The 18,579-nt window shown below is 72.8% G+C and carries 13 protein-coding genes, 1 tRNA gene and 1 pseudogene; 9 read left to right on the forward strand and 6 right to left on the reverse strand.

Annotated features, from left to right (window positions below):
* Positions 1–349 precede the first annotated feature (349 nt).
* A complete protein-coding gene (locus tag ACF1AK_RS06940) occupies positions 350–3,634 on the forward strand; it encodes a BTAD domain-containing putative transcriptional regulator (protein ID WP_391497702.1) in 3,285 nt (1,094 codons plus the stop codon).
* 203 nt (positions 3,635–3,837) lie between these two features.
* Entirely contained in the window at positions 3,838–5,067 is a 1,230-nt protein-coding gene (locus ACF1AK_RS06945; RefSeq protein WP_391497703.1) for an MFS transporter, read from the forward strand.
* Between the two features lie 56 nt (positions 5,068–5,123).
* On the opposite strand, the gene ACF1AK_RS06950 is transcribed toward ACF1AK_RS06945, so the two are convergent.
* Positions 5,124–5,197, reverse strand: a tRNA-Gly gene (locus ACF1AK_RS06950).
* Between the two features lie 263 nt (positions 5,198–5,460).
* Here ACF1AK_RS06950 and ACF1AK_RS06955 point away from each other — a divergent pair.
* The gene (locus ACF1AK_RS06955) at positions 5,461–5,697 is read left to right on the forward strand and encodes a hypothetical protein (protein ID WP_045938839.1); all 237 of its coding nucleotides are present in this window, start codon (positions 5,461–5,463) and stop codon (positions 5,695–5,697) included.
* Positions 5,698–5,789: 92 nt separating this feature from the next.
* Positions 5,790–6,365 carry a dCTP deaminase gene (gene dcd / locus ACF1AK_RS06960; RefSeq protein ID WP_391497704.1) on the forward strand — a complete coding sequence of 192 codons (576 nt, stop codon included), beginning with the start codon at positions 5,790–5,792 and terminating at the stop codon, positions 6,363–6,365.
* Positions 6,366–6,437: 72 nt separating this feature from the next.
* Here dcd and ACF1AK_RS06965 read toward each other — a convergent pair whose 3' ends face one another.
* From ACF1AK_RS06965 to ACF1AK_RS06980, 4 genes and pseudogenes are all read right to left on the reverse strand, one after another.
* On the reverse strand, positions 6,438–7,328 hold the full coding sequence (locus ACF1AK_RS06965; protein WP_391497705.1) for a metal-dependent hydrolase: 891 nt from the start codon (positions 7,326–7,328) through the stop codon (positions 6,438–6,440).
* A 119-nt stretch (positions 7,329–7,447) separates the two neighbouring features.
* Positions 7,448–8,389: a YIP1 family protein gene (locus ACF1AK_RS06970; protein WP_391497706.1), complete on the reverse strand. Its 942-nt coding sequence runs from the start codon at positions 8,387–8,389 to the stop codon at positions 7,448–7,450.
* Positions 8,390–8,601: 212 nt separating this feature from the next.
* Positions 8,602–9,675: pseudogene (locus ACF1AK_RS06975) on the reverse strand (sugar phosphate nucleotidyltransferase); the annotation flags it as partial.
* Positions 9,676–10,003: 328 nt separating this feature from the next.
* Positions 10,004–12,226: a (Fe-S)-binding protein gene (locus ACF1AK_RS06980; RefSeq protein ID WP_391497707.1), complete on the reverse strand. Its 2,223-nt coding sequence runs from the start codon at positions 12,224–12,226 to the stop codon at positions 10,004–10,006.
* A 299-nt stretch (positions 12,227–12,525) separates the two neighbouring features.
* On the opposite strand from ACF1AK_RS06980, the gene dnaK reads away from it, so the two are divergent.
* The 5 genes from dnaK to ACF1AK_RS07005 all read left to right on the forward strand — a co-directional run bounded on the left by dnaK (position 12,526) and on the right by ACF1AK_RS07005 (position 18,102).
* Positions 12,526–14,379 carry a molecular chaperone DnaK gene (dnaK, locus tag ACF1AK_RS06985; RefSeq protein ID WP_391497708.1) on the forward strand — a complete coding sequence of 618 codons (1,854 nt, stop codon included), beginning with the start codon at positions 12,526–12,528 and terminating at the stop codon, positions 14,377–14,379.
* Positions 14,376–15,005 carry a nucleotide exchange factor GrpE gene (gene grpE, locus ACF1AK_RS06990; protein ID WP_391497709.1) on the forward strand — a complete coding sequence of 210 codons (630 nt, stop codon included), beginning with the start codon at positions 14,376–14,378 and terminating at the stop codon, positions 15,003–15,005. Before dnaK ends, grpE begins: the two co-directional genes overlap by 4 nt.
* Before the next feature lie 158 nt (positions 15,006–15,163).
* Entirely contained in the window at positions 15,164–16,318 is a 1,155-nt protein-coding gene (dnaJ, locus tag ACF1AK_RS06995; RefSeq protein WP_391497710.1) for a molecular chaperone DnaJ, read from the forward strand.
* A 7-nt stretch (positions 16,319–16,325) separates the two neighbouring features.
* A complete protein-coding gene (locus tag ACF1AK_RS07000; protein WP_391497711.1) occupies positions 16,326–16,838 on the forward strand; it encodes a heat shock protein transcriptional repressor HspR in 513 nt (170 codons plus the stop codon).
* Between the two features lie 205 nt (positions 16,839–17,043).
* Complete coding sequence (locus ACF1AK_RS07005; protein WP_391497712.1) at positions 17,044–18,102, forward strand: helix-turn-helix domain-containing protein; 1,059 nt, start codon at positions 17,044–17,046, stop codon at positions 18,100–18,102.
* On the opposite strand, the gene ACF1AK_RS07010 is transcribed toward ACF1AK_RS07005, so the two are convergent.
* Positions 18,093–18,239, reverse strand: a complete 147-nt coding sequence (locus ACF1AK_RS07010; RefSeq protein ID WP_380290003.1) for a hypothetical protein — start codon at positions 18,237–18,239, stop codon at positions 18,093–18,095. The two genes, ACF1AK_RS07005 and ACF1AK_RS07010, sit on opposite strands and share 10 nt — an antisense overlap.
* Positions 18,240–18,579 lie beyond the last annotated feature (340 nt).

Below are 18,579 nucleotides of genomic sequence, written 5' to 3' on the forward strand. Positions count from 1 at the left end.
CCGGCGGCCGGGCATTGACAAACCAACCACACGGTTTGTTACCGTAATGATCAACGACGCCCCACTTCACAGGGGGCTTGCCGGGCCTGTGCGGAACGCTCTCGCCGGAGAGCTGCGCCAGGGGGGACGGCGGGAATCCGGGGCGATCGGGGGGAGCGGCGAAGAGCCGCGCGTCGACGCGGCGCGGGGCGGGTCCGGGGGGACTCGCTCCGCGCCTCCCTGTCTTCCGCCGCTGTTCCCGCCCCTGTTCCCGCCCCTGTTCCCCGCCTCCGCGCTCCCCCGCCCCGAGAACGTCCCTTGCCCGCCGGATCGGGCCGGTCCACACTGATCACCGGACGAGGGGGACGCCATGGCGGAGGAGACGGCGGCGGCCGCGGCGGACGGGCCGGAGGCGTTCGGCGCGCGGCTCCAGGCGTTCCGCAGCCGGGCCGGGCTCAGCCAGGAGGCGGCCGCGACCAGGGCCGGCATCAGCACCAGGGCGCTGCGCGACATCGAGCACGGCCGGGTCCGCCGGCCCCGGGAGGGGACCCTGCGGCACCTGGCCGGGGCGCTGGAACTGACCGGCGCCGAACTGACGGACCTGCTGGCCGCCGCCCGCACCGAACCGGCACGCGGCGCCGCGGGACCGCGGCTGCTGGTCCTCGGCCCGCTCGTCCTCCGGCACGGCCGGACGCCCGTCCCCGTCACCAGCCCGATGCTGCGCCGCCTGCTCGGGCTGCTGGCGCTCAAGCACCCCGCGCCCGCCACCCACCGCGAGATCACCGACATCCTCTGGCCGGCCGGACCGCCCGGCTCGCACCAGAGCCTCGTCCACGGCTACGTCAGCCAGGTCCGCCGGCTGCTGGACCCCGGCGGCCCGCGGACCGCCCCGCCGCCGGCCGTCGTCCGCACCCCCACCGGCTACCTGCTGGAGGCGGCCCGGGACCTCACCGACCTCGGCCGCTTCGACGACCTGCTGGACCGCGCGCGGAGCCGGCACCCCGCGCCACCGGACCCGCGGGCCGCGTACGAGACGCTCACCCGGGCCCTGCGGCACTGGCGCGGCCCGGTGCTCGCGGACGCGGACCCCCTGCTGCGCCGGCACCCGGCCGCGGTGGCCGCCGACGAACGGCGGGTCAGGGCGGCGCTGGCGCACGCCGACGCGGCGCTGCTGCTGCGCCGCTCCGCGGAGGCCGTCCCGGTGCTGTCGGAGCTGGTGGACGCCGAGCCGCTGCACGAGGGCCTGCACGCCCGGCTGATCCTCGCGCTGGCGAGCTGCGGGGAGCAGGCCGCCGCGCTCGCCGTCTTCGGCCGGCTGCGCGAGCGGCTCGACGAGGAACTGGGCATCGCCCCCGGCGCGGAGGTCCAGGACGCCCAGCTGCGGGTGCTGCGCCGGCAACTGCCGCTCGCCCCGCTCCCGGCCCCGCCCGCGCTCCCGCCCCCACCGGAGCCCGCGCCCGCGTCCCCCTTCCCGCTCCCGGCCCAACTGCCCGCCGCCACCGGCTGCTACGTCGGACGGCGGCGGCAACTGGAGGAGCTGGACGCCCTCGTCGCCCCCGATCCGCCCCACCGCCGGCACGTGGTGGCGGTGGTCGGCGCGCCCGGCGTCGGCAAGACCGCCCTCGCCACGCACTGGGCGCACGCGCGGCGCGAACACTTCGCGGACGGCCAGCTGTTCGTCGACCTGCGCGGCCACTCCCGGCTCCCGGCGCTGCGCCCGGGCGAGGTCCTGGACCGCTTCCTCCGGGCCCTGGGCACCCCGCCCGACCGGCTGCCCGCCGACCAGGACGAGGCCGCGGCGCTCTACCGCACCCTGCTCGCCGGCCGGCGGATGCTGGTCGTGCTGGACAACGCCCGTGACGCCGAGCAGGTCAGACCGCTCATCCCGGGCGCCCCGGACTGCGCCGTGCTGATCACCAGCCGCAGCCGGCTCGCCGGGCTGGTGGCGGGCGACGGCGCCCGCCAGCTCGGCCTGGACGTGCTCGGTCCGGAGGAATCCCGCCGGCTGCTGGGCGACGTCGTCGGCGAGTGCCGGGTCGCGGCCGAGGAGGAGGCCGCCCGCGCCCTCGTCCGGCTCTGCGGCGGACTGCCGCTGGCCATCCGGATCGCCGGCGCCAACCTGGTCTCCCGCGGCACCGGGATCGCCGGCTACTGCGCCGAGCTGGCGGGCGGCGACGTGCTCGGCCGGCTGCACGTCGAGGGCGACCGGCGCTCCACGGTGCGGGCCGCCTTCGACCTCTCCTACCGCGCGCTCCCGCCCGCGGCCCGGCGGATGTTCCGGCTGCTCGGCCTGATGCCCGGCCCCGATCTCACCGCGGACGGCGCCGCCGCGCTGGCCGGCTCGGACCCGGCCGCGGCGGCCGCGCTGCTGGCGGTCCTGGCCGACGCCCACCTGGTGCAGGAACGGGCGGCCGGCCGGTTCGGACTGCACGACCTGCTGCGCTCCCACGCCCGCGAGCTGGCCGGCGGCCCGGAGGCGCACGCCGCCCGCGAGCGGCTCTTCGCCTGGTACCTGCACCGCACGGACGCGGCGGCCCGGCTGCTCTTCCCCGCCGCCCCGGCCGGACCGCCACCGGCCGGACCGCCGCCCTTCCCGGACCACGGCCGGGCCGCGGAATGGCTGGAGCGCGAACGGGAGAACCTGGCCGGCGCCGTCCGGGAGGCGTCCGACGCCGGGTTCACCACCGTCGCCCGGCGGCTGGCCGAGAGCCTGCACAGCTACCTGTCCACCGGGATGTACACCGGCGACTGCTTCGAGGTCGCCACCGCCGCCCGGCTGCGGCGCACCCGGCCCGGCCGCCGGGAGGGCTCCGACGAGGACATCGCCACCCTCGGCCTGGTCTGCTGGAAGCTCGGCCGGCTGCACGAGGCCGCCGCGCACTTCTCGCAGGTGGCCCGGCACTTCCGCGAACACGACGCGGCCCGCGCCGAGGCGGTCTCGCACACCAACCTCGGCGTCGTCCACCGGGCGCTGGGACGCCCCGGGGACGCCATCCGGGTGCTCGGCGGAACCCTCCCGGTCCATCTGCGCAGCGGCAACCGGTACAGCGAGACGGTCGCCCTGAACGGCCTCTCCGGCGCGTACACCGACCTGGGCGACCACACCACCGGCCTGCTGCTGGCCCGCACCGCGCTCGCCGCCGCGCGCACCCTGCGCAACCGGGCGCTGGAGGCCAACGCCTTCCTCGCCCTGGGCGCCGCGCAGGAACGCGCCCACGAGCCGGCCGACGCGGCCGACAGCTACCGGCAGGCGCTGCGCCTCGCCGAGCTGGTCAACGACCGGTTCTCGCAGGCCGCCGCCCTGGTCGGACTCGCGACCTCCCAGGCGCACCTCGACCCGGGGGCCGCCCTGGACACCGCGGAGCACGCCGTCGCGCTCACCCGGGAGGCCGGGTTCCGGATGCTCGAAGGCTGCGCGCTCGACGCGCTGGCCGGCGTGCGGGTCCGGCGGGGCGAGTCGCGGCCCGCCCTGGAGAGCGGACGCGCCGCCCTCGCCGTGCACCGCGAGACCGGGCACCGGCCCGGGGAGGCGCGCAGTCACCTCGCGCTCGGCCAGGCGCAGGCGGCCCTCGGCGCGCGCGGCCGGGCGTTCGGCCACTGGCGCGAGGCGCTGCGGCTGCACCGGGCGATGGGCGGCGCCGCCCGGCCCCGCTGAGGCGCGGACGCCCGGCCGGCGGCAGAAGGACCGGCCCGGCAGTTTCCCCGGTTCTGCCGGTCCCCCGGCCCGGCCGCCGGGCGCCGCCGCTCCACCGCAGGTCAGCGCGGGTGCACCCGGCAGCCGTCCGGCTCCCGGGGGACCTCCGCGCCTGCGGTCCGGCTGCGGGAGCGCCGCCGGTCCCCCTCCCTACGGTGGTCGGCGTGGAAGACCTCCTGACTCACCGCCCCTGCGAAGCGCCGCTCCCCGCCATCTGGTCCCGCAACTTCCGCCGCTACTTCACCGCCCGCAGCGCGGGCCTGCTCAGCTGGGCGATGCTGCCCGTCGCCGTCTCGGCCGGCCTGCTCAGCGGCGGGTACGGCGTGGACACCGCCGGCTACGCGATGGCCTTCCTGGTGGGCCCGTTCGCCGGCCTGGTGCTGTTCGGCGGGGTGCTCTCCGACCGGTTCACCGCCCGCCGGATGATGATCGCCGCCGACCTCGCCAACCTCGTCGCCCACGTCCTGCTCGCCCTGCTGTTCCTGCACGGCATCGACCACCTCTGGCAGCTGTACGCGCTGCTGGTGGTGGCCGGCACCGCCAACGCGATGTTCCAGCCGGGCGCCGCCTCGACCATCCCGCTGGTCTCCCGCGACGTCCAGGGCGCCAACGGCGTGCTGCGCACCTCCGAGGCGCTCACCGGCCTCGGCGGCCCGGCACTGGCCGGCGTCCTGGTCGGATTCGGGGACACCGCCTGGGTGATGGTGATCTCCGCCGTCGCCTACGGCACCAGCGCCGCCTGCCTGTTCACCCTCCGGCTCGGCCCGGTGCCCGCCCCGCCGCGCGGCGGCGGCCTCTGGCACGACCTGGCGGTCGGCTGGCGGGAGTTCCGCTCCCGCAGCTGGCTCTGGGGCGTGATCGTGATCTGGATGGTCTTCGCCGTGCTCTCCTGGGGCCCGCAGCTGTCGGTCGCCGCCGGCGTCATCGTCCCCGACCACGGCGCCACCGCCTTCGGCCTGCTCAACGGCGCCCTGGGCGCGGGCACCGTGGCCGGCGGCCTGCTGGCGATCCGCTGGAAGCCCGCCCGCCCGCTCGCCGCCGGCGCCGTGGCGATGCTGGCCTACCCCCTCTACCCGCTCGGCATCGTCCTCGGCTGGCCGCTCTGGCTGCTCGCCGCCACCCAGATCGCGGTCGGCACCGGCACCGGCATCTGGAGCGTCATGTGGGCCACCAGCGTCCAGACCCAGGTCCCCGGCGAGGTCCTCAACCGCGTCCACGCCTACGAGGTGGCCGGCTCCGTCGGCATGTACCCCCTCGGCAGCGCCCTCGCCGGCCCCGCCACCCACGCCTTCGGCACCGACCACGTCCTCCTCCTCGGCGCCGCCGTCGCCCTCCTCACCGCCACCGCCCTCCTCGCCACCCACCCCATCCGCACCCTCCCCCGCACCCCCTGACCCGCCCCCGGGCAACACAAAAGCCGCAGGTCATCTGACCTGCGGCTCTTGCCTGCTGGAGCGGGCGACGAGAATCGAACTCGCGCTCTAAGCTTGGGAAGCTCATGTTCTACCATTAAACTACGCCCGCCTGATGAGCCGTCAGAGACCGCTCGATCTGTCCCTCACTGTACCCCATCCGTGACGGTGGATGCACAGGTGGCCCGGGGTTGCGGCGGAGGGGCGGGGGGCGGGGGCGGGGGCGTACTGTGTGGGCCGCGTGAGAGTGCTCCGGCGGGTGGGGGCGGGGCGGCGAGCCTTGGTGTGAGATGTCCGGTACATCCCCTAATGTGACGCTGGTCCCGGGGGCTCCGCCGTTCGGGGCGATGAGTACGGGTGAGTACTGGGGTAAGGATGGGAAGGGGATCGATGGAGCAGCGCGCCGTCGTTCGTTGTGCCGAGGGGCACCTGTTCAGCACCACCACGTTCCCGATGCAGAACCTCGGACCCGGCCGGCTGGGGCCCGGCCGGCTGATCAGGTGTCCGCAGTGCGGACGGCTGCGGAGTTCGGTGCTGGCCGACGTGCGGGAGCTGTCCGAGCCGCAACTGGCCCGGGCGCTGCGGCTGGAGGCCGCGGAGTTCCTCGCCTGACCGGGTCCGGCGAGGGCTGACGGAGGAGAGAAGTGGCAGGGGCGGCCCCGGACGATTCGTCCGGGGCCGCGTCGTGCACGTAACCTCGAAGCGTGCTGCTCTCTGACAAGGACATCCGGACCGAGATCGACAACGGCCGGGTGGTGATCGATCCGTTCGACCCCGCGATGATCCAGCCGTCGAGCATCGACGTGCGGCTGGACCGCTTCTTCCGGGTCTTCGAGAACCACCGCTACCCGCACATCGACCCCTCCGAGGAGCAGCCGGACCTGACCCGGCTGGTCGAGCCGGAGGGCGACGAGGCGTTCATCCTGCACCCGGGCGAGTTCGTGCTGGCGTCGACCTACGAGGTCATCACGCTGCCGGAGGACGTCGCCTCGCGGCTGGAGGGGAAGTCCAGCCTGGGCCGGCTCGGGCTGCTGACGCACTCCACGGCGGGCTTCATCGACCCGGGCTTCAGCGGGCACGTCACGCTGGAGCTGTCGAACGTCGCGACGCTGCCGATCAAGCTCTACCCGGGGATGAAGATCGGGCAGCTCTGCCTGTTCCGGCTCTCCTCGCCGTCGGAGCACCCGTACGGCTCGGAGCGGTACGGCTCGCGGTACCAGGGGCAGCGCGGGCCGACGCCGTCCCGGTCCTACCTGAACTTCCACCGCACGCAGGTCTGAGCGGCGCGCGGAGGACGAGGAGCACACGGCGCGGGCGGTCACCCCTGGGAGGGGCGACCGCCCGCCGGTGCGTCAGGCCCGCTCGGGCCGGGTGACGGCGACCAGCTCGCTGCCGTCCGCGGAGAGCCGCAGCTCGGTGCGGAGCCCGGCCAGCTCGCCCAGGTGGTGCAGGTGGGTGCCACCGCAGAAGATCTGCGCGGCGCCCTCGGGCAGCTCGCAGTGCCACTGGCGGCGGGCGGTCAGCTCGGGGCCGGGGACGTCGATGCGCACCGGGGCGTCGGCGGCGACCCAGGCGGCCAGCCGGCGGTTGACGGCCTCGGTGAGCGCGGGGAGGGCGTCGGCGAGGGCCGGGAGGTCCTCGGTGGCCTCGGCGGTGAAGCCCTTCTTGCGCAGCGACTTGCCGAGCCGGTAGGTGTCGGTGCTGGCCTCGGTGTCCATCACCGAGCTCGCCATGGCCAGGCTGTCGAAGTCCGGGTGGCCGAGGGCGTCGGCGCGGCCCGGGTCCTTGCGCCAGCGCGGCGCGAGCGCCTCGTTGAGGGCGAGGGCGAGCAGGTGGCAGCCGCTGTGCGAGGCGCTGAGCGCGGCGCGGCGCCCGGCGTCGACGGTGAGGACGGCGGTCCGGCCGGTGAGGTCGCCCGGGTCGGCCGCGAGGACGTGCAGGACCAGCCAGGACCACTCCTCGTCGCCGCGCCGGACCGGGATACCGGCGCCGACGAGCGGCGCGCCGCCGTCCGGGCCCACCGCGCCGGTGAGGCAGTCGACGACGGCCAGCTCGACGCCGTCCACGGTGAGGGTGCCGAGGTCGGCGGGCTGGTCGGGCCAGGTGTGGTCGAGCGGGTGGAACGGGGTCGCCCCGGTGACCACGGCGTAGCGGCCGTCGTCCAGCGGGTGCACCGCGAGCACCGTCGACTCGCCGGTCACCGCCCCGGACGGGAAGCTGACGTGGGTGGTGGGGAGGGACATGCCTGGCTCCGTGCGGGTGAGGGTGGTCGGACGTGGTCGGGACAACGCGACGGGCCCCGCGAGGCGAGGCCCGTCGTCCATTGTCGCCGAGCGTCCCGGACCGCCGGGAGGCCCCCCGGTCAGCCCAGGGTCGGCAGCTTGATCAGCACCAGCAGGGCCAGCAGCTGCAGCGCGGCCGCGCCGGCCGCCTTGCCCCACGGCAGGTCGTGCACCCGGCGGACCATGAGGGTCAGCAGATAGCCGCAGAGCAGCCAGGTGGCCCAGCCGACGGCCTGGACGAGCAGGTTGTCGGCCGGCAGGACGAGCGCCAGCAGCAGCCGGGGCGCGTCGGTGACCCAGCCGATCAGCACGGCCAGGCCGACCGTGGACTGCCACGGGCCGTCGCCGCCGAACTGCCGGGCCAGGCCGTAGGTGACGGCGCCGAGCATGGCGCCGGCCAGGGTGAAGCCGATCGCGGCGGCGAGCATCGCGGTGAGCGCGACCGTGAAGGCCGAGTTGACCACGTCGTCGCGGGTCAGGCCGATGCCGAGCACGGCGAGGGCGCCGTACAGCAGGGAGACGGTGACGGCGGGGAGCCAGACCTGGTGGTCGCGGGTGCGGTCGAAGATCGCGGTGGGGGTGCGGAACAGCCCGGTCAGCAGCTCGCGCCAGGTCGGCCGGGGGCCGGTGACCTGCGGCGCGGACTGGCCGCCGGCCCGGTAGACGGCGACGTTGTCCTGGCCGTACCCGTCCGCGTACCCGGTGGGCGGCTGCTCCTGGCCGTGGCCGTAGGAGGAGGGCTCGCCCGCGTACGGGTCGGCGCCGACCGGGAAGGCCCGGGTGTGGCCCGGGTGGTCGGCCGCGTACGGGTCCTGGTGCGGGCCCTGCGGGTACGGGGTCCGCGGGCCGTACGGGTCGTACCCGCCGTACGGGTCCTGGTGCGGCCCCTGCTGCGGGCCGGTGAAGTACTCCGGTCCGTCCGTCGGCCCGTACCCCCCGGGCGCCGCCTGCTGCTGCGGGGGCGCCGACCACCCGCCACGGGGGTCGGCGCCCTGACCGCTGTCGTATCGATTGCCAGCCACGTTCCGAAGGTACCCGCCCGGCGGAACCCGCGGCGGTCCGGCGACCGCTTTGCAGCGAGCCTGTGACGCCGGCGACGCCGACGACGCCGGTGAGCCGGTGAGCCGGCGACACCGCCGACGGATCCGGAAGAAAGGGCCTAACCCCGCACGCCGACCTTCGGCCCGTGCACCGCCGCCGCCGCGCTGGTGCCGGCCGGGCACCCGCCCGGCCCGGCCGAGGTGCGCACGGCGCCGACCGGCAGCAGCGTGCCGCAGGCGATCCGCACGCCGTTCGGCAGCTCGTTGTCGGACTCGACGATCGCCCCGTCGCCGATCACCGCGCCGTCCAGCGCGGTCCGGTCGCCGATGACCGCGAAGGCGCCCACGATCGAGTCCTTGACCAGGGTGTCCGGCCCGATGACCGCGCCGGGCAGGATCACGCTGCCCTCGACGATCGCGCCGGCCTCGACCACCGCGCCCTCGGAGACCACGGTGCCGCCGCTGAGCACCGCGCCGTGCCGCACGGTCGAGCCGGGCAGCAGCAGGGCGTCACCGGTCGGGCCGGGGACGGCCGGCGAGTCGACCTTGCCGAGCACCAGGTCGGCCGAGCCGCGCACGAAGGCGGCCGGGGTGCCGAGGTCGAGCCAGTACGAGGTGTCGACGACGCCGCGCAGCAGCGCGCCGGTGGCCAGCAGCTCCGGGAAGGTCTCGCGCTCGACGGAGACCTCGCGGCCGGCCGGGATGCGGTCGATGACCGAGCGGGTGAAGACGTAGCAGCCGGCGTTGATCTGGTCGGTGACGATCTGCTCCGGCGTCTCCGGCTTCTCCAGGAACTCCAGCACCCGCCCGTCGGCGTCGGTGGGGACGAGCCCGAAGGCGCGCGGGTCCTCGACCCGGGTGAGGTGCAGGGTGACGTCGGCCCCGGCGGCCACGTGGCCGTCGCGCAGGGCGGCGATGTCGACGCCGGAGAGGATGTCGCCGTTGAACACCAGGACCGGCTCGTCGGGGCCGCAGGTGAGCCCGGTGGCCGCGTTGCGGATGGCGCCGCCGGTGCCGAGCGGCTCGCGCTCGGTCAGGTAGACCAGCTCGATGCCGTAGGGCGTGCCGTCCTGGAAGTGGTCCTCGAAGACCTCGGCGAGGTAGGAGGTGGCGAGCACCACGCGGGTGACCCCGGCCGCCGCCGCGCGGGCCAGCTGGTGCGCGATGAACGGGACGCCCGCCACGGGCAGCATGGGCTTGGGGGTGTGGGTGGTCAGCGGACGCAGTCGCGTGCCCTTACCACCGACCAGCATGATCGCCTCGGTCATGGTCTGCGCTGTTCCCCTTGTGGTCTCTGCGGCCCGGCCCGGCGGGCCGATACCTCCGTCGGTCTGCTGTACGCCGTTCCGGGGGCCGGAACGGATCGACCGGCTCGCGGCCGGTCCGGCGCCTACTGTATTTCCTCCCGGCGCCCGGACCCCCCGCCGCCCCGGCGCCCGACCTGCGCTCCACCACCCGCGCGGCGGCCCCGCGGAGCCGAAAAGCCCGGCCCGGGCGGGCGCCGGTGGCACCCCGCCCGGGCCGGGCGGTTGTAGCAGAACTGTCGAACAACTACCGGGCCGGCCGCCGCACGGCCCGCCCGGTCAGGACGGCGCCTCAGGCATCGACGGTCTGCGGCTCCTCGGCCCCGGCCGGCGGGATCGCCTTGACCGAGTCGAGCAGCAGCTGGGCGACGTCGACGACCTTCAGGTGCTCCTTCGCCGCACCCTCGTTCTTCTTGCCGTTGACCGAGTCGGAGAGCATGACCAGGCAGAACGGGCAGGCGGTGGAGACGATGTCCGGGTCGAGGGACAGCGCCTCGTCGACGCGCTCGGTGTTGATCCGCTTGCCGATGCGCTCCTCCATCCACATCCGCGCGCCGCCGGCGCCGCAGCAGAAGCCGCGCTCCTTGTGGCGGTGCATCTCCTGCTGGCGCAGCCCCGGGACCTTGTCCATGATCTCGCGCGGCGGGCTGTAGACCTTGTTGTGGCGGCCCAGGTAGCAGGGGTCGTGGTAGGTGATGAGGCCCTCGACCGGGTTTACCGGCACGAGCCTGCCCTCGTCGATGAGGTGCTGCAGCAGCTGGGTGTGGTGGATGACCTCGAAGTGGCCGCCCAGCTGCGGGTACTCGTTGGCGATGGTGTTGAAGCAGTGCGGGCAGGTCGCCACGATCCGCTTGACCGGGGCGTCCTCCAGCGCCGCGTTCAGGGTCTCGACGTTCTGCGCGCCGAGCATCTGGAAGAGGAACTCGTTGCCCAGGCGGCGGGCGGAGTCACCGGTGCAGGACTCCTCCTTGCCGAGGATCGCGAAGCTCACCCCGGCGGTGTGCAGCAGCTCGGCGAAGGCCTTGGTGGTCTTCTTCGCGCGGTCCTCCAGGGCGCCGGCGCAGCCGACCCAGTACAGGTACTCGACCTCGGCGGGCTCGATGTCCTCGCCGATCACCGGCACCTCGATGCCGGTCTCCTTCTTGAGCTCCTTGACCCAGTCGAGCCGGGCCTTGGTGGCCATGCCCCAGGGGTTGCCCTTGTTCTCCAGGTTCTTGAGCATGGTGCCGGCCTCGGTGGGGAACGAGGACTCGATCATCACCTGGTAGCGGCGCATGTCGACGATGTGGTCGATGTGCTCGATGTCGACGGGGCACTGCTCGACGCAGGCGCCGCAGGTGGTGCAGGACCACAGCACGTCGGGGTCGATGACGCCGTTCTCCTCGGCGGTGCCGACCAGCGGGCGCTCGGCCTCGGCCAGGGCGGCCGCGGGGACGTCGCCCAGCTGCTCGGCGGTGGCCCGCTCGGTGCCCTCCATGTCCTTGCCGCCGCCGGCGAGCAGGTAGGGAGCCTTGCCGAAGGCGTGCTCGCGCAGGCTCATGATCAGCAGCTTCGGGGAGAGCGGCTTGCCGGTGTTCCAGGCCGGGCACTGCGACTGGCAGCGGCCGCACTCGGTGCAGGTGGAGAAGTCGAGGATGCCCTTCCAGGAGAAGTGCTCGACCTGGGAGACGCCGAAGACGGCGTCGTCGGCCGGGTCCTCGAAGTCGATCGGCTCGCCGCCGCTGGTCATCGGGCGCAGTGCGCCGAGCGCGGTGGAGCCGTCCTCCTCGCGCTTGAAGTAGATGTTGAAGAAGCCCAGGAAGCGGTGCCAGGCGACGCCCATCGAGGGGTTGACGCCGATGGTGATCGCCCAGGCGAAGGAGATGCAGATCTTCAGCATCGCGAAGAGGTAGACCAGGTTCTCCAGGGTGCCGTGGGACAGGCCGCGGAAGGCCGCCACCAGCGGGTAGGAAATCAGGTACGTGGCCTCGTAGGAGCCGACGCCCTCCAGCGCGCCCTCCAGGCCGCGCAGGATCATGATGCACAGGCCGATGCCGAGGATCGTGTACTCGACGTAGAAGGCCTGCCAGGCGATCGAGCCGGCGAAGCGGGACTTGCGGCCCGCCCGGCCGGGCAGGCTCAGCAGGCGGATGACGATCAGCGTCGCGATGCCCAGCGTGGTGAGGGTGCCGACCAGCTCGGTGAACAGCTCGTACGGCAGCCAGCCGCCGAGCACCGGCAGCACGAACTCGGCGTCGAACAGCTGGAAGAAGGCGGTCAGCAGGGTCAGGCCCAGGGTGAGGAAGCCGACCGCGACGAACCAGTGGGCGATGCCCACGATCCCCCAGCGGTTCATCCGGGTGTGGCCGACGAACTCCACGGCCACGGTCCTCACCCGCTGCGCGGGCTGCCCGAAGCGGGTGGCGTCCGGCTGGCCGGTCCGCACCACCCGGTAGATGTACAGCGCCGCACGAGCGGCGAGCGCGGTGCCGACCACGAACGTGACCAGCGAGATGACGATCGCTGCTAGCTGCATCGGCTCTCCGTCTCCTGCGGCTTGCGAGTTGCGGGTGTGCAGTGTCTCCAAGGGGAGTGTACTCGTCGGTAACTTCCAGGGCCGACGGCCCGGACATTACCGTTCGCCAACACTTCCGCTGAAGATGCTCAAGGTATGGCGGCAGTCACGCGAACGCACTCCCGCCGCGGCGCGCCGCCCCGTTCCGGGCCAACGGCTCAGCAAAGTTGAGCGGACCGGACTCAGTCCTGTTGACGGCGCCTGGCCGGTCATGCATCCTTGAGTCCGTAAAGCTCAACTCTTCCGTGGAGGTATCTACGATGGCACGCGCGGTCGGCATCGACCTCGGCACGACGAACTCGGTCGTCAGCGTTCTGGAGGGTGGCGAGCCCACCGTCATCACGAACGCCGAGGGCGCGCGGACCACGCCGTCCGTCGTGGCCTTCGCGAAGAACGGCGAGGTGCTCGTCGGCGAGGTGGCCAAGCGCCAGGCGGTCACCAACGTCGACCGCACCATCCGCTCGGTCAAGCGCCACATGGGCACCAGCTGGAAGATCGGGCTGGACGGCAAGGACTTCAACCCGCAGCAGATCAGCGCCTTCATCCTGCAGAAGCTGAAGCGCGACGCCGAGTCCTACCTGGGCGAGACGGTCACCGACGCCGTCATCACCGTCCCGGCGTACTTCTCCGACTCCGAGCGCCAGGCCACCAAGGAGGCCGGTGAGATCGCGGGCCTCAACGTCCTGCGCATCGTCAACGAGCCGACCGCGGCCGCCCTGGCCTACGGCCTGGACAAGGACGACCAGACCATCCTGGTCTTCGACCTCGGTGGCGGCACCTTCGACGTCTCGCTGCTGGAGATCGGCGACGGGGTCGTCGAGGTGAAGGCCACCAACGGTGACAACCACCTCGGTGGCGACGACTGGGACCAGAAGGTCGTCGACCACCTGGTCAAGGTCTTCCAGGCCGGCCACGGCGTCGACCTGTCCAAGGACAAGATGGCCCTGCAGCGTCTGCGCGAGGCCGCCGAGAAGGCGAAGATCGAGCTGTCCTCGTCCTCCGAGACCTCGATCAACCTGCCCTACATCACGGCCTCCGCCGAGGGCCCGCTGCACCTGGACGAGAAGCTCACCCGCGCCCAGTTCCAGCAGCTGACCTCCGACCTGCTGGAGCGCTGCAAGATCCCGTTCCACAACGTGATCAAGGACGCCGGCATCTCGCTCTCCGAGATCGACCACGTCGTCCTCGTCGGCGGCTCCACCCGCATGCCGGCCGTCGCCGAGCTCGTCCGCGAGCTGACCGGCGGCAAGGAGGCCAACAAGGGCGTCAACCCGGACGAGGTCGTCGCCATCGGCGCCTCGCTCCAGGCCGGTGTCCTCAAGGGCGAGGTCAAGGACGTCCTGCTGCTCGACGTCACCCCGCTGTCCCTCGGCATCGAGACCAAGGGCGGCATCATGACCAAGCTGATCGAGCGCAACACCACGATCCCGACCAAGCGCTCGGAGATCTTCACCACGGCCGAGGACAACCAGCCGTCCGTGCAGATCCAGGTCTACCAGGGCGAGCGCGAGATCGCCGCGTACAACAAGAAGCTCGGCATGTTCGAGCTGACCGGCCTGCCGCCGGCCCCGCGCGGCCTGCCCCAGATCGAGGTCACCTTCGACATCGACGCCAACGGCATCATGCACGTCGGCGCGAAGGACCTCGGCACCGGCAAGGAGCAGAAGATGACCGTCACCGGCGGCTCCGCGCTGCCGAAGGACGACATCGAGCGCATGATGCGCGAGGCCGAGCAGTACGCGGAGGAGGACCACAAGCGCCGCGAGGCCGTGGAGACCCGCAACCAGGCCGAGCAGCTCGTCTACTCCACCGAGAAGTTCATCGCCGACAACGCCGACAAGCTGCCGGCCGACGTCAAGACCGAGGTCGAGACCGCCATCGGCGAGCTGAAGGAAGCCCTGAAGGGCGAGGACATCGCGAAGATCCGCGAGGCCTCGGAGAAGGTCTCCACCACCGCCCAGAAGCTCGGCCAGGCGCTGTACGCCAACGCCGACGCCGCCGGTGCGGCCGGTGCGGGCGCGGCCGGTGACGCCGGCGACGCCGGTGCCAAGGACGACGACGTCGTCGACGCCGAGATCGTGGACGACGAGAAGCCCAAGGGCGGTGCGGCATGACGGAGAAGCCGCAGGGTGCCGAGCCCGGCGACGACTCCGCCGCCGAGGAGGCCGTGATCAAGGCGGCCGAGGAGGCCGCCGCGGCCGGGGCCGAGGGCTCCGGTGCGGACGAGGTCGCCGCGGCCAAGCGCGAGGTGGCCGAGCGCACCGCCGATCTCCAGCGCCTGCAGGCCGAGTACCAGAACTACCGCAAGCGGGTCGAGCGCGACCGGCTGACGGTCCGCGAGATCGCCGTCTCCAACATCCTGGAGTCGCTGATCCCGGTGCTGGACGACATCGGCCGCGCCCGCGACCACGGCGAGGTGACGGGCGGCTTCAAGTCCGTCGCGGAGTCGCTGGAGACGGTCGTCGCCAAGCTGGGCCTGCAGCAGTTCGGCAAGGAGGGCGAGCCCTTCGACCCGACCATGCACGAGGCGCTGATGCACAGCTACTCCTCGGACGTCACCGAGGACACCTGTGTCCAGATCCTCCAGCCCGGCTACCGGATCGGCGAGCGGATCATCCGCCCGGCGATGGTCGCGGTCGCGGAGCCCCAGCCGGGCACCCAGACCACGTCCGGCCCGGACGCCGACACCGCCAAGGGCGGGGAGAAGAAGGACCAGGCCGACGGTGGCTCGGACAGCTGACCACCGGTGACGGTTGACAACCCTTGCGCTGCGGAGTCGTACGCCGGCCAGTACGGCGGCCGGCTCCGCAGCGCGCTGTCGGCGTCCCCGGGCACGGAGGACCGTGCCCGGCCCGTTGACAGCACTGTGACGATGGACCTCGGGAGGTGGCGCCGGCCATGAGCGGCAAGGACTACGTGGAGAAGGACTACTACAAGGTCCTCGGCGTGCCCAAGGACGCCAGCGCCACGGAGATCAAGAAGACCTACCGCAAGCTGGCGCGCGAGTTCCACCCCGACGCCAACAAGGGCGACACCAAGGCCGAGGAGCGGTTCAAGGACATCTCCGAGGCGTACGACGTCCTCTCCGACGAGAAGCGCCGCAAGGAGTACGACGAGGCCCGCAGCCTCTTCGCCAACGGCGGCTTCCGGCCGGGCGGCCCCGGCGGCACCGGCAGCTACAGCTTCGACTTCGGCGACCTCTTCAGCGGCAGCCAGGGCGGCGGCCCCGGCGGCGGGCTGGGCGACGTCTTCGGCGGCCTGTTCAACCGCGGCGCCCGGCAGGCCCAGCCGCGGCGGGGCGCCGACGTCGAGACCGAGGTGACGCTCTCCTTCGAGGAGGCCGTCGACGGCGCCACCGTCCCGCTGCGGATGACCAGCCAGGCCCCCTGCCGGCTCTGCAACGGCACCGGCGCCAAGTCCGGCACCACCCCGCGGGTCTGTCCGACCTGCGTGGGCTCCGGCACGGTCAGCCGCGGCCAGGGCGCCTTCGCGCTCTCCGAGCCCTGCCGGGACTGCCGGGGCCGCGGCATGATCGTCGACGACCCCTGCCCCGACTGCCACGGCAGCGGCCGCGCCAGCTCCGCCCGCACCATGCAGGTCCGGATCCCGGCCGGCGTCCAGGACGCCCAGCGGATCCGTCTCAAGGGCAAGGGCGCCCAGGGCGAGCGCGGCGGCCAGCCCGGCGACCTGTACGTCACCGTCCACGTCGACCCGCACGCGGTGTTCGGGCGCAAGGGCGACAACCTGACGGTGACCGTCCCGGTGACCTTCCCCGAGGCGGCCCTCGGCGGCACCATCGAGGTGCCGACCCTGAACGGCCCCTCGGTGAAGCTCAAGCTGCCCCCGGGCAGCGCCAACGGCCTGACCCTGCGGGCCCGCGGCAAGGGCGCCACCCGCAAGGACGGCACCCGCGGCGACCTGCTGGTCACCGTGGAGGTCGTGGTGCCGCAGGCCGTCACCGGCGACGCCCTGACCGCTCTGGAGCAGTACCGCGAGGCGACCGCCTCCGACGACCCGCGAGCCGCCCTCTTCCGAGCGGCGAAGGGAGCGTGACGACCAGATGACCCCCGACGAACCCATCGGCCCCGGCCTCGGCGACGGTCTTCCCGGTGGCGGCGCCCGCCGCACCACCCGCCGGACCGCCCCGCAGCCCCCGTACGTGCTCACCGAGGAGACCCCGGTCTACGTGATCTCGGTGGCCGCCGAGCTCTCCGGCCTGCACCCGCAGACCCTCCGCCAGTACGACCGGCTCGGCCTGGTCAGCCCCGACCGCACCGCCGGACGCGGCCGCCGCTACTCCGCGCGCGACATCCAGCAGCTGCGCGAGGTCCAGCGGCTCTCCCAGGACGAGGGCATCAACCTGGCCGGCATCAAGCGGATCATCGAGCTGGAGAACCAGGTCGCCGCGCTGCAGTCGCGGATCGCCGAACTGGCCGACTCCCTGGAGGGCGCGGCCACCGCGCTCCAGCAGCGCGAGGCCACCATCCACGCCTCCTACCGGCGCGACCTCGTCCCCTACCAGCCCCCGACCCCGCACTCCAGCGCCCTCGTCGTCTGGCGTCCCAAGCGCTGACGACCGTCACGCGCCCGCGCACCACCGCCGGTACCCGCCGTACAGCGGGTACCGGCAGTATCGTTCCAGTGCGAAGGTTCAGGAAGCGGGGAACCGGCTCGAACACCACGCAGCAGTCGGCACGGGGGCACGCGGCGCCTAGGATGCCCAGGGCGGACCAGGTCCGCGCAGTCCACCCGGTCCAGCCAACGGCGAGGAGCCGCAGATGAGTGCCGGACACAGGTCTGGAGCCAGCCACGAGGGGGTGCTGTCTCCCGAGGCCCGAAGCCTGTACCAGAAGGCCCTGCGGCACGACGGGCCCCTGACGGACGACCAGGGCTGTCCGCTGTCGCCGGAATCCGACCACGAACCGCTCCAGGAGTTGCTGCGGCTCGGGCTCCTCAATCCGGAAGTGGGCCCCCCGGGCACCTTCGCGGTGAAAGACCCCCGGCAGCTCGCCGAATCGGCCTCGAACAATCTCCAGATGGAGGCCGCCGATCTGCTCCGCCGGTCGATTTCGCTGCACGCGACCCTGCAGGAACTCAGCCTCGAATACCAGGCGCACACCACCGGACCGGAACCCGGCGGATCAATTGAGTACGTCCAGGGCCGCGGCACCATAAACCAGCTCCTGGAAACGCTGCTGGAGAACGCCTCGCGCGAGATGCTGACCGCGCAGCCCGGCGGCGGCCGGGCGGCCGACGCATTGCGGATCGCCATCGACCGGGACATGAGATTCGTGCAGCGCGGCGGCACCATCCGGACCATTTACCAGCCGGGTGCGCGCTATTCCAATCCGACGGTCGACTACGTGCGGGAGATCACCCAGGCAGGCTGCCAGGTGAGGACCCTCGACGAGGCGTTCGCCAAGCTCATCGTGCTCGACCGCAAGGTGGCCGTGGTCACCGTCGGGGGCGAGGAGAACCGCGACCGCGCGGCCTTCATCCGGGACGAGGCGGTGATCAGCTACATCGTGCACGTGTTCAGCAGCCAGTGGGAGCGGGCCATTCCCTTCTCCGGTTCGCACGAGATCCCCCGCCAGGTGGTTTCGAGCATGCGTCAGCAAATCATCCGGATGATGCTCCAGGGAGCCGGCCACAGAACGATCGCGCGCCGGCTCGGACTGAGCGAGCGCACACTGGCCCGCCACATCGCCGAACTCCGCGAGGAGCACGAGGTCGAAACGCTCTTCCAGCTGGGCTGGAAACTCGCCCGGCAACAAGAAGGACCGATGCTGCCCGATGCATCGGTCCTTCCCCTTGACTGGCAAAAGTCCTACCAGTGACTGTCCATGTCGAGCATGGCAACCTGCTGGCGGTCGGCCCCCCAATGGGAGTCATCAGCGGTGGCCGAGCCCACTCCAATGAGCATGGCGATGCCCAGGAGGAATGCAGAGACAGCAATACGGCGCGCCTTCAGCACAACATCACTCCTTTCATGACAACTTACTGCGAGCATCGACTCATCGGGCGACGGTCGCACTAATGCGACCATATGATGACCCATGAAGGGCCGACGTGTCACGCCCCAGGACACCCGCAGAGCGTTGCGAGGGCTGGCAGGAGCACGTCGACGACGTCTACTCTCACCCCGAACAAGCTCTCCTGATGTGAGCACAACCAACGTACGCGCCGGTCAGGCCCGGCGGTGTGTCATCTGACTGCCTGGCAGTCAGATGCCAGCACGACGCTGTGGACGCCAAGACCCGTCTCATTGGACGATCAACCCGCCCGTCGCAATAACTCACGTTGATTGTTCAGGC

Origin of the sequence: Kitasatospora sp. NPDC015120 (genome assembly GCF_043080305.1) — a bacterium.
Taxonomy (GTDB): Bacteria; Actinomycetota; Actinomycetes; order Streptomycetales; family Streptomycetaceae; genus Kitasatospora.

Excerpts from the sequence above, each read along its gene's own strand:
- dnaJ (WP_391497710.1), top strand. The coding sequence starts at position 15,164 with ATGAGCGGCAAGGACTACGTGGAGAAGGACTACTACAAGGTCCTCGGC.
- ACF1AK_RS06955 (WP_045938839.1), top strand. The coding sequence starts at position 5,461 with ATGGGAAGGGGATCGATGGAGCAGCGCGCCGTCGTTCGTTGTGCCGAG.
- grpE (WP_391497709.1), top strand. The coding sequence starts at position 14,376 with ATGACGGAGAAGCCGCAGGGTGCCGAGCCCGGCGACGACTCCGCCGCC.
- ACF1AK_RS06965 (WP_391497705.1), bottom strand. The coding sequence starts at position 7,328 with ATGTCCCTCCCCACCACCCACGTCAGCTTCCCGTCCGGGGCGGTGACC.
- ACF1AK_RS06980 (WP_391497707.1), bottom strand. The coding sequence starts at position 12,226 with ATGCAGCTAGCAGCGATCGTCATCTCGCTGGTCACGTTCGTGGTCGGC.
- ACF1AK_RS07005 (WP_391497712.1), top strand. The coding sequence starts at position 17,044 with ATGAGTGCCGGACACAGGTCTGGAGCCAGCCACGAGGGGGTGCTGTCT.
- ACF1AK_RS06940 (WP_391497702.1), top strand. The coding sequence starts at position 350 with ATGGCGGAGGAGACGGCGGCGGCCGCGGCGGACGGGCCGGAGGCGTTC.
- dnaK (WP_391497708.1), top strand. The coding sequence starts at position 12,526 with ATGGCACGCGCGGTCGGCATCGACCTCGGCACGACGAACTCGGTCGTC.
- ACF1AK_RS07000 (WP_391497711.1), top strand. The coding sequence starts at position 16,326 with ATGACCCCCGACGAACCCATCGGCCCCGGCCTCGGCGACGGTCTTCCC.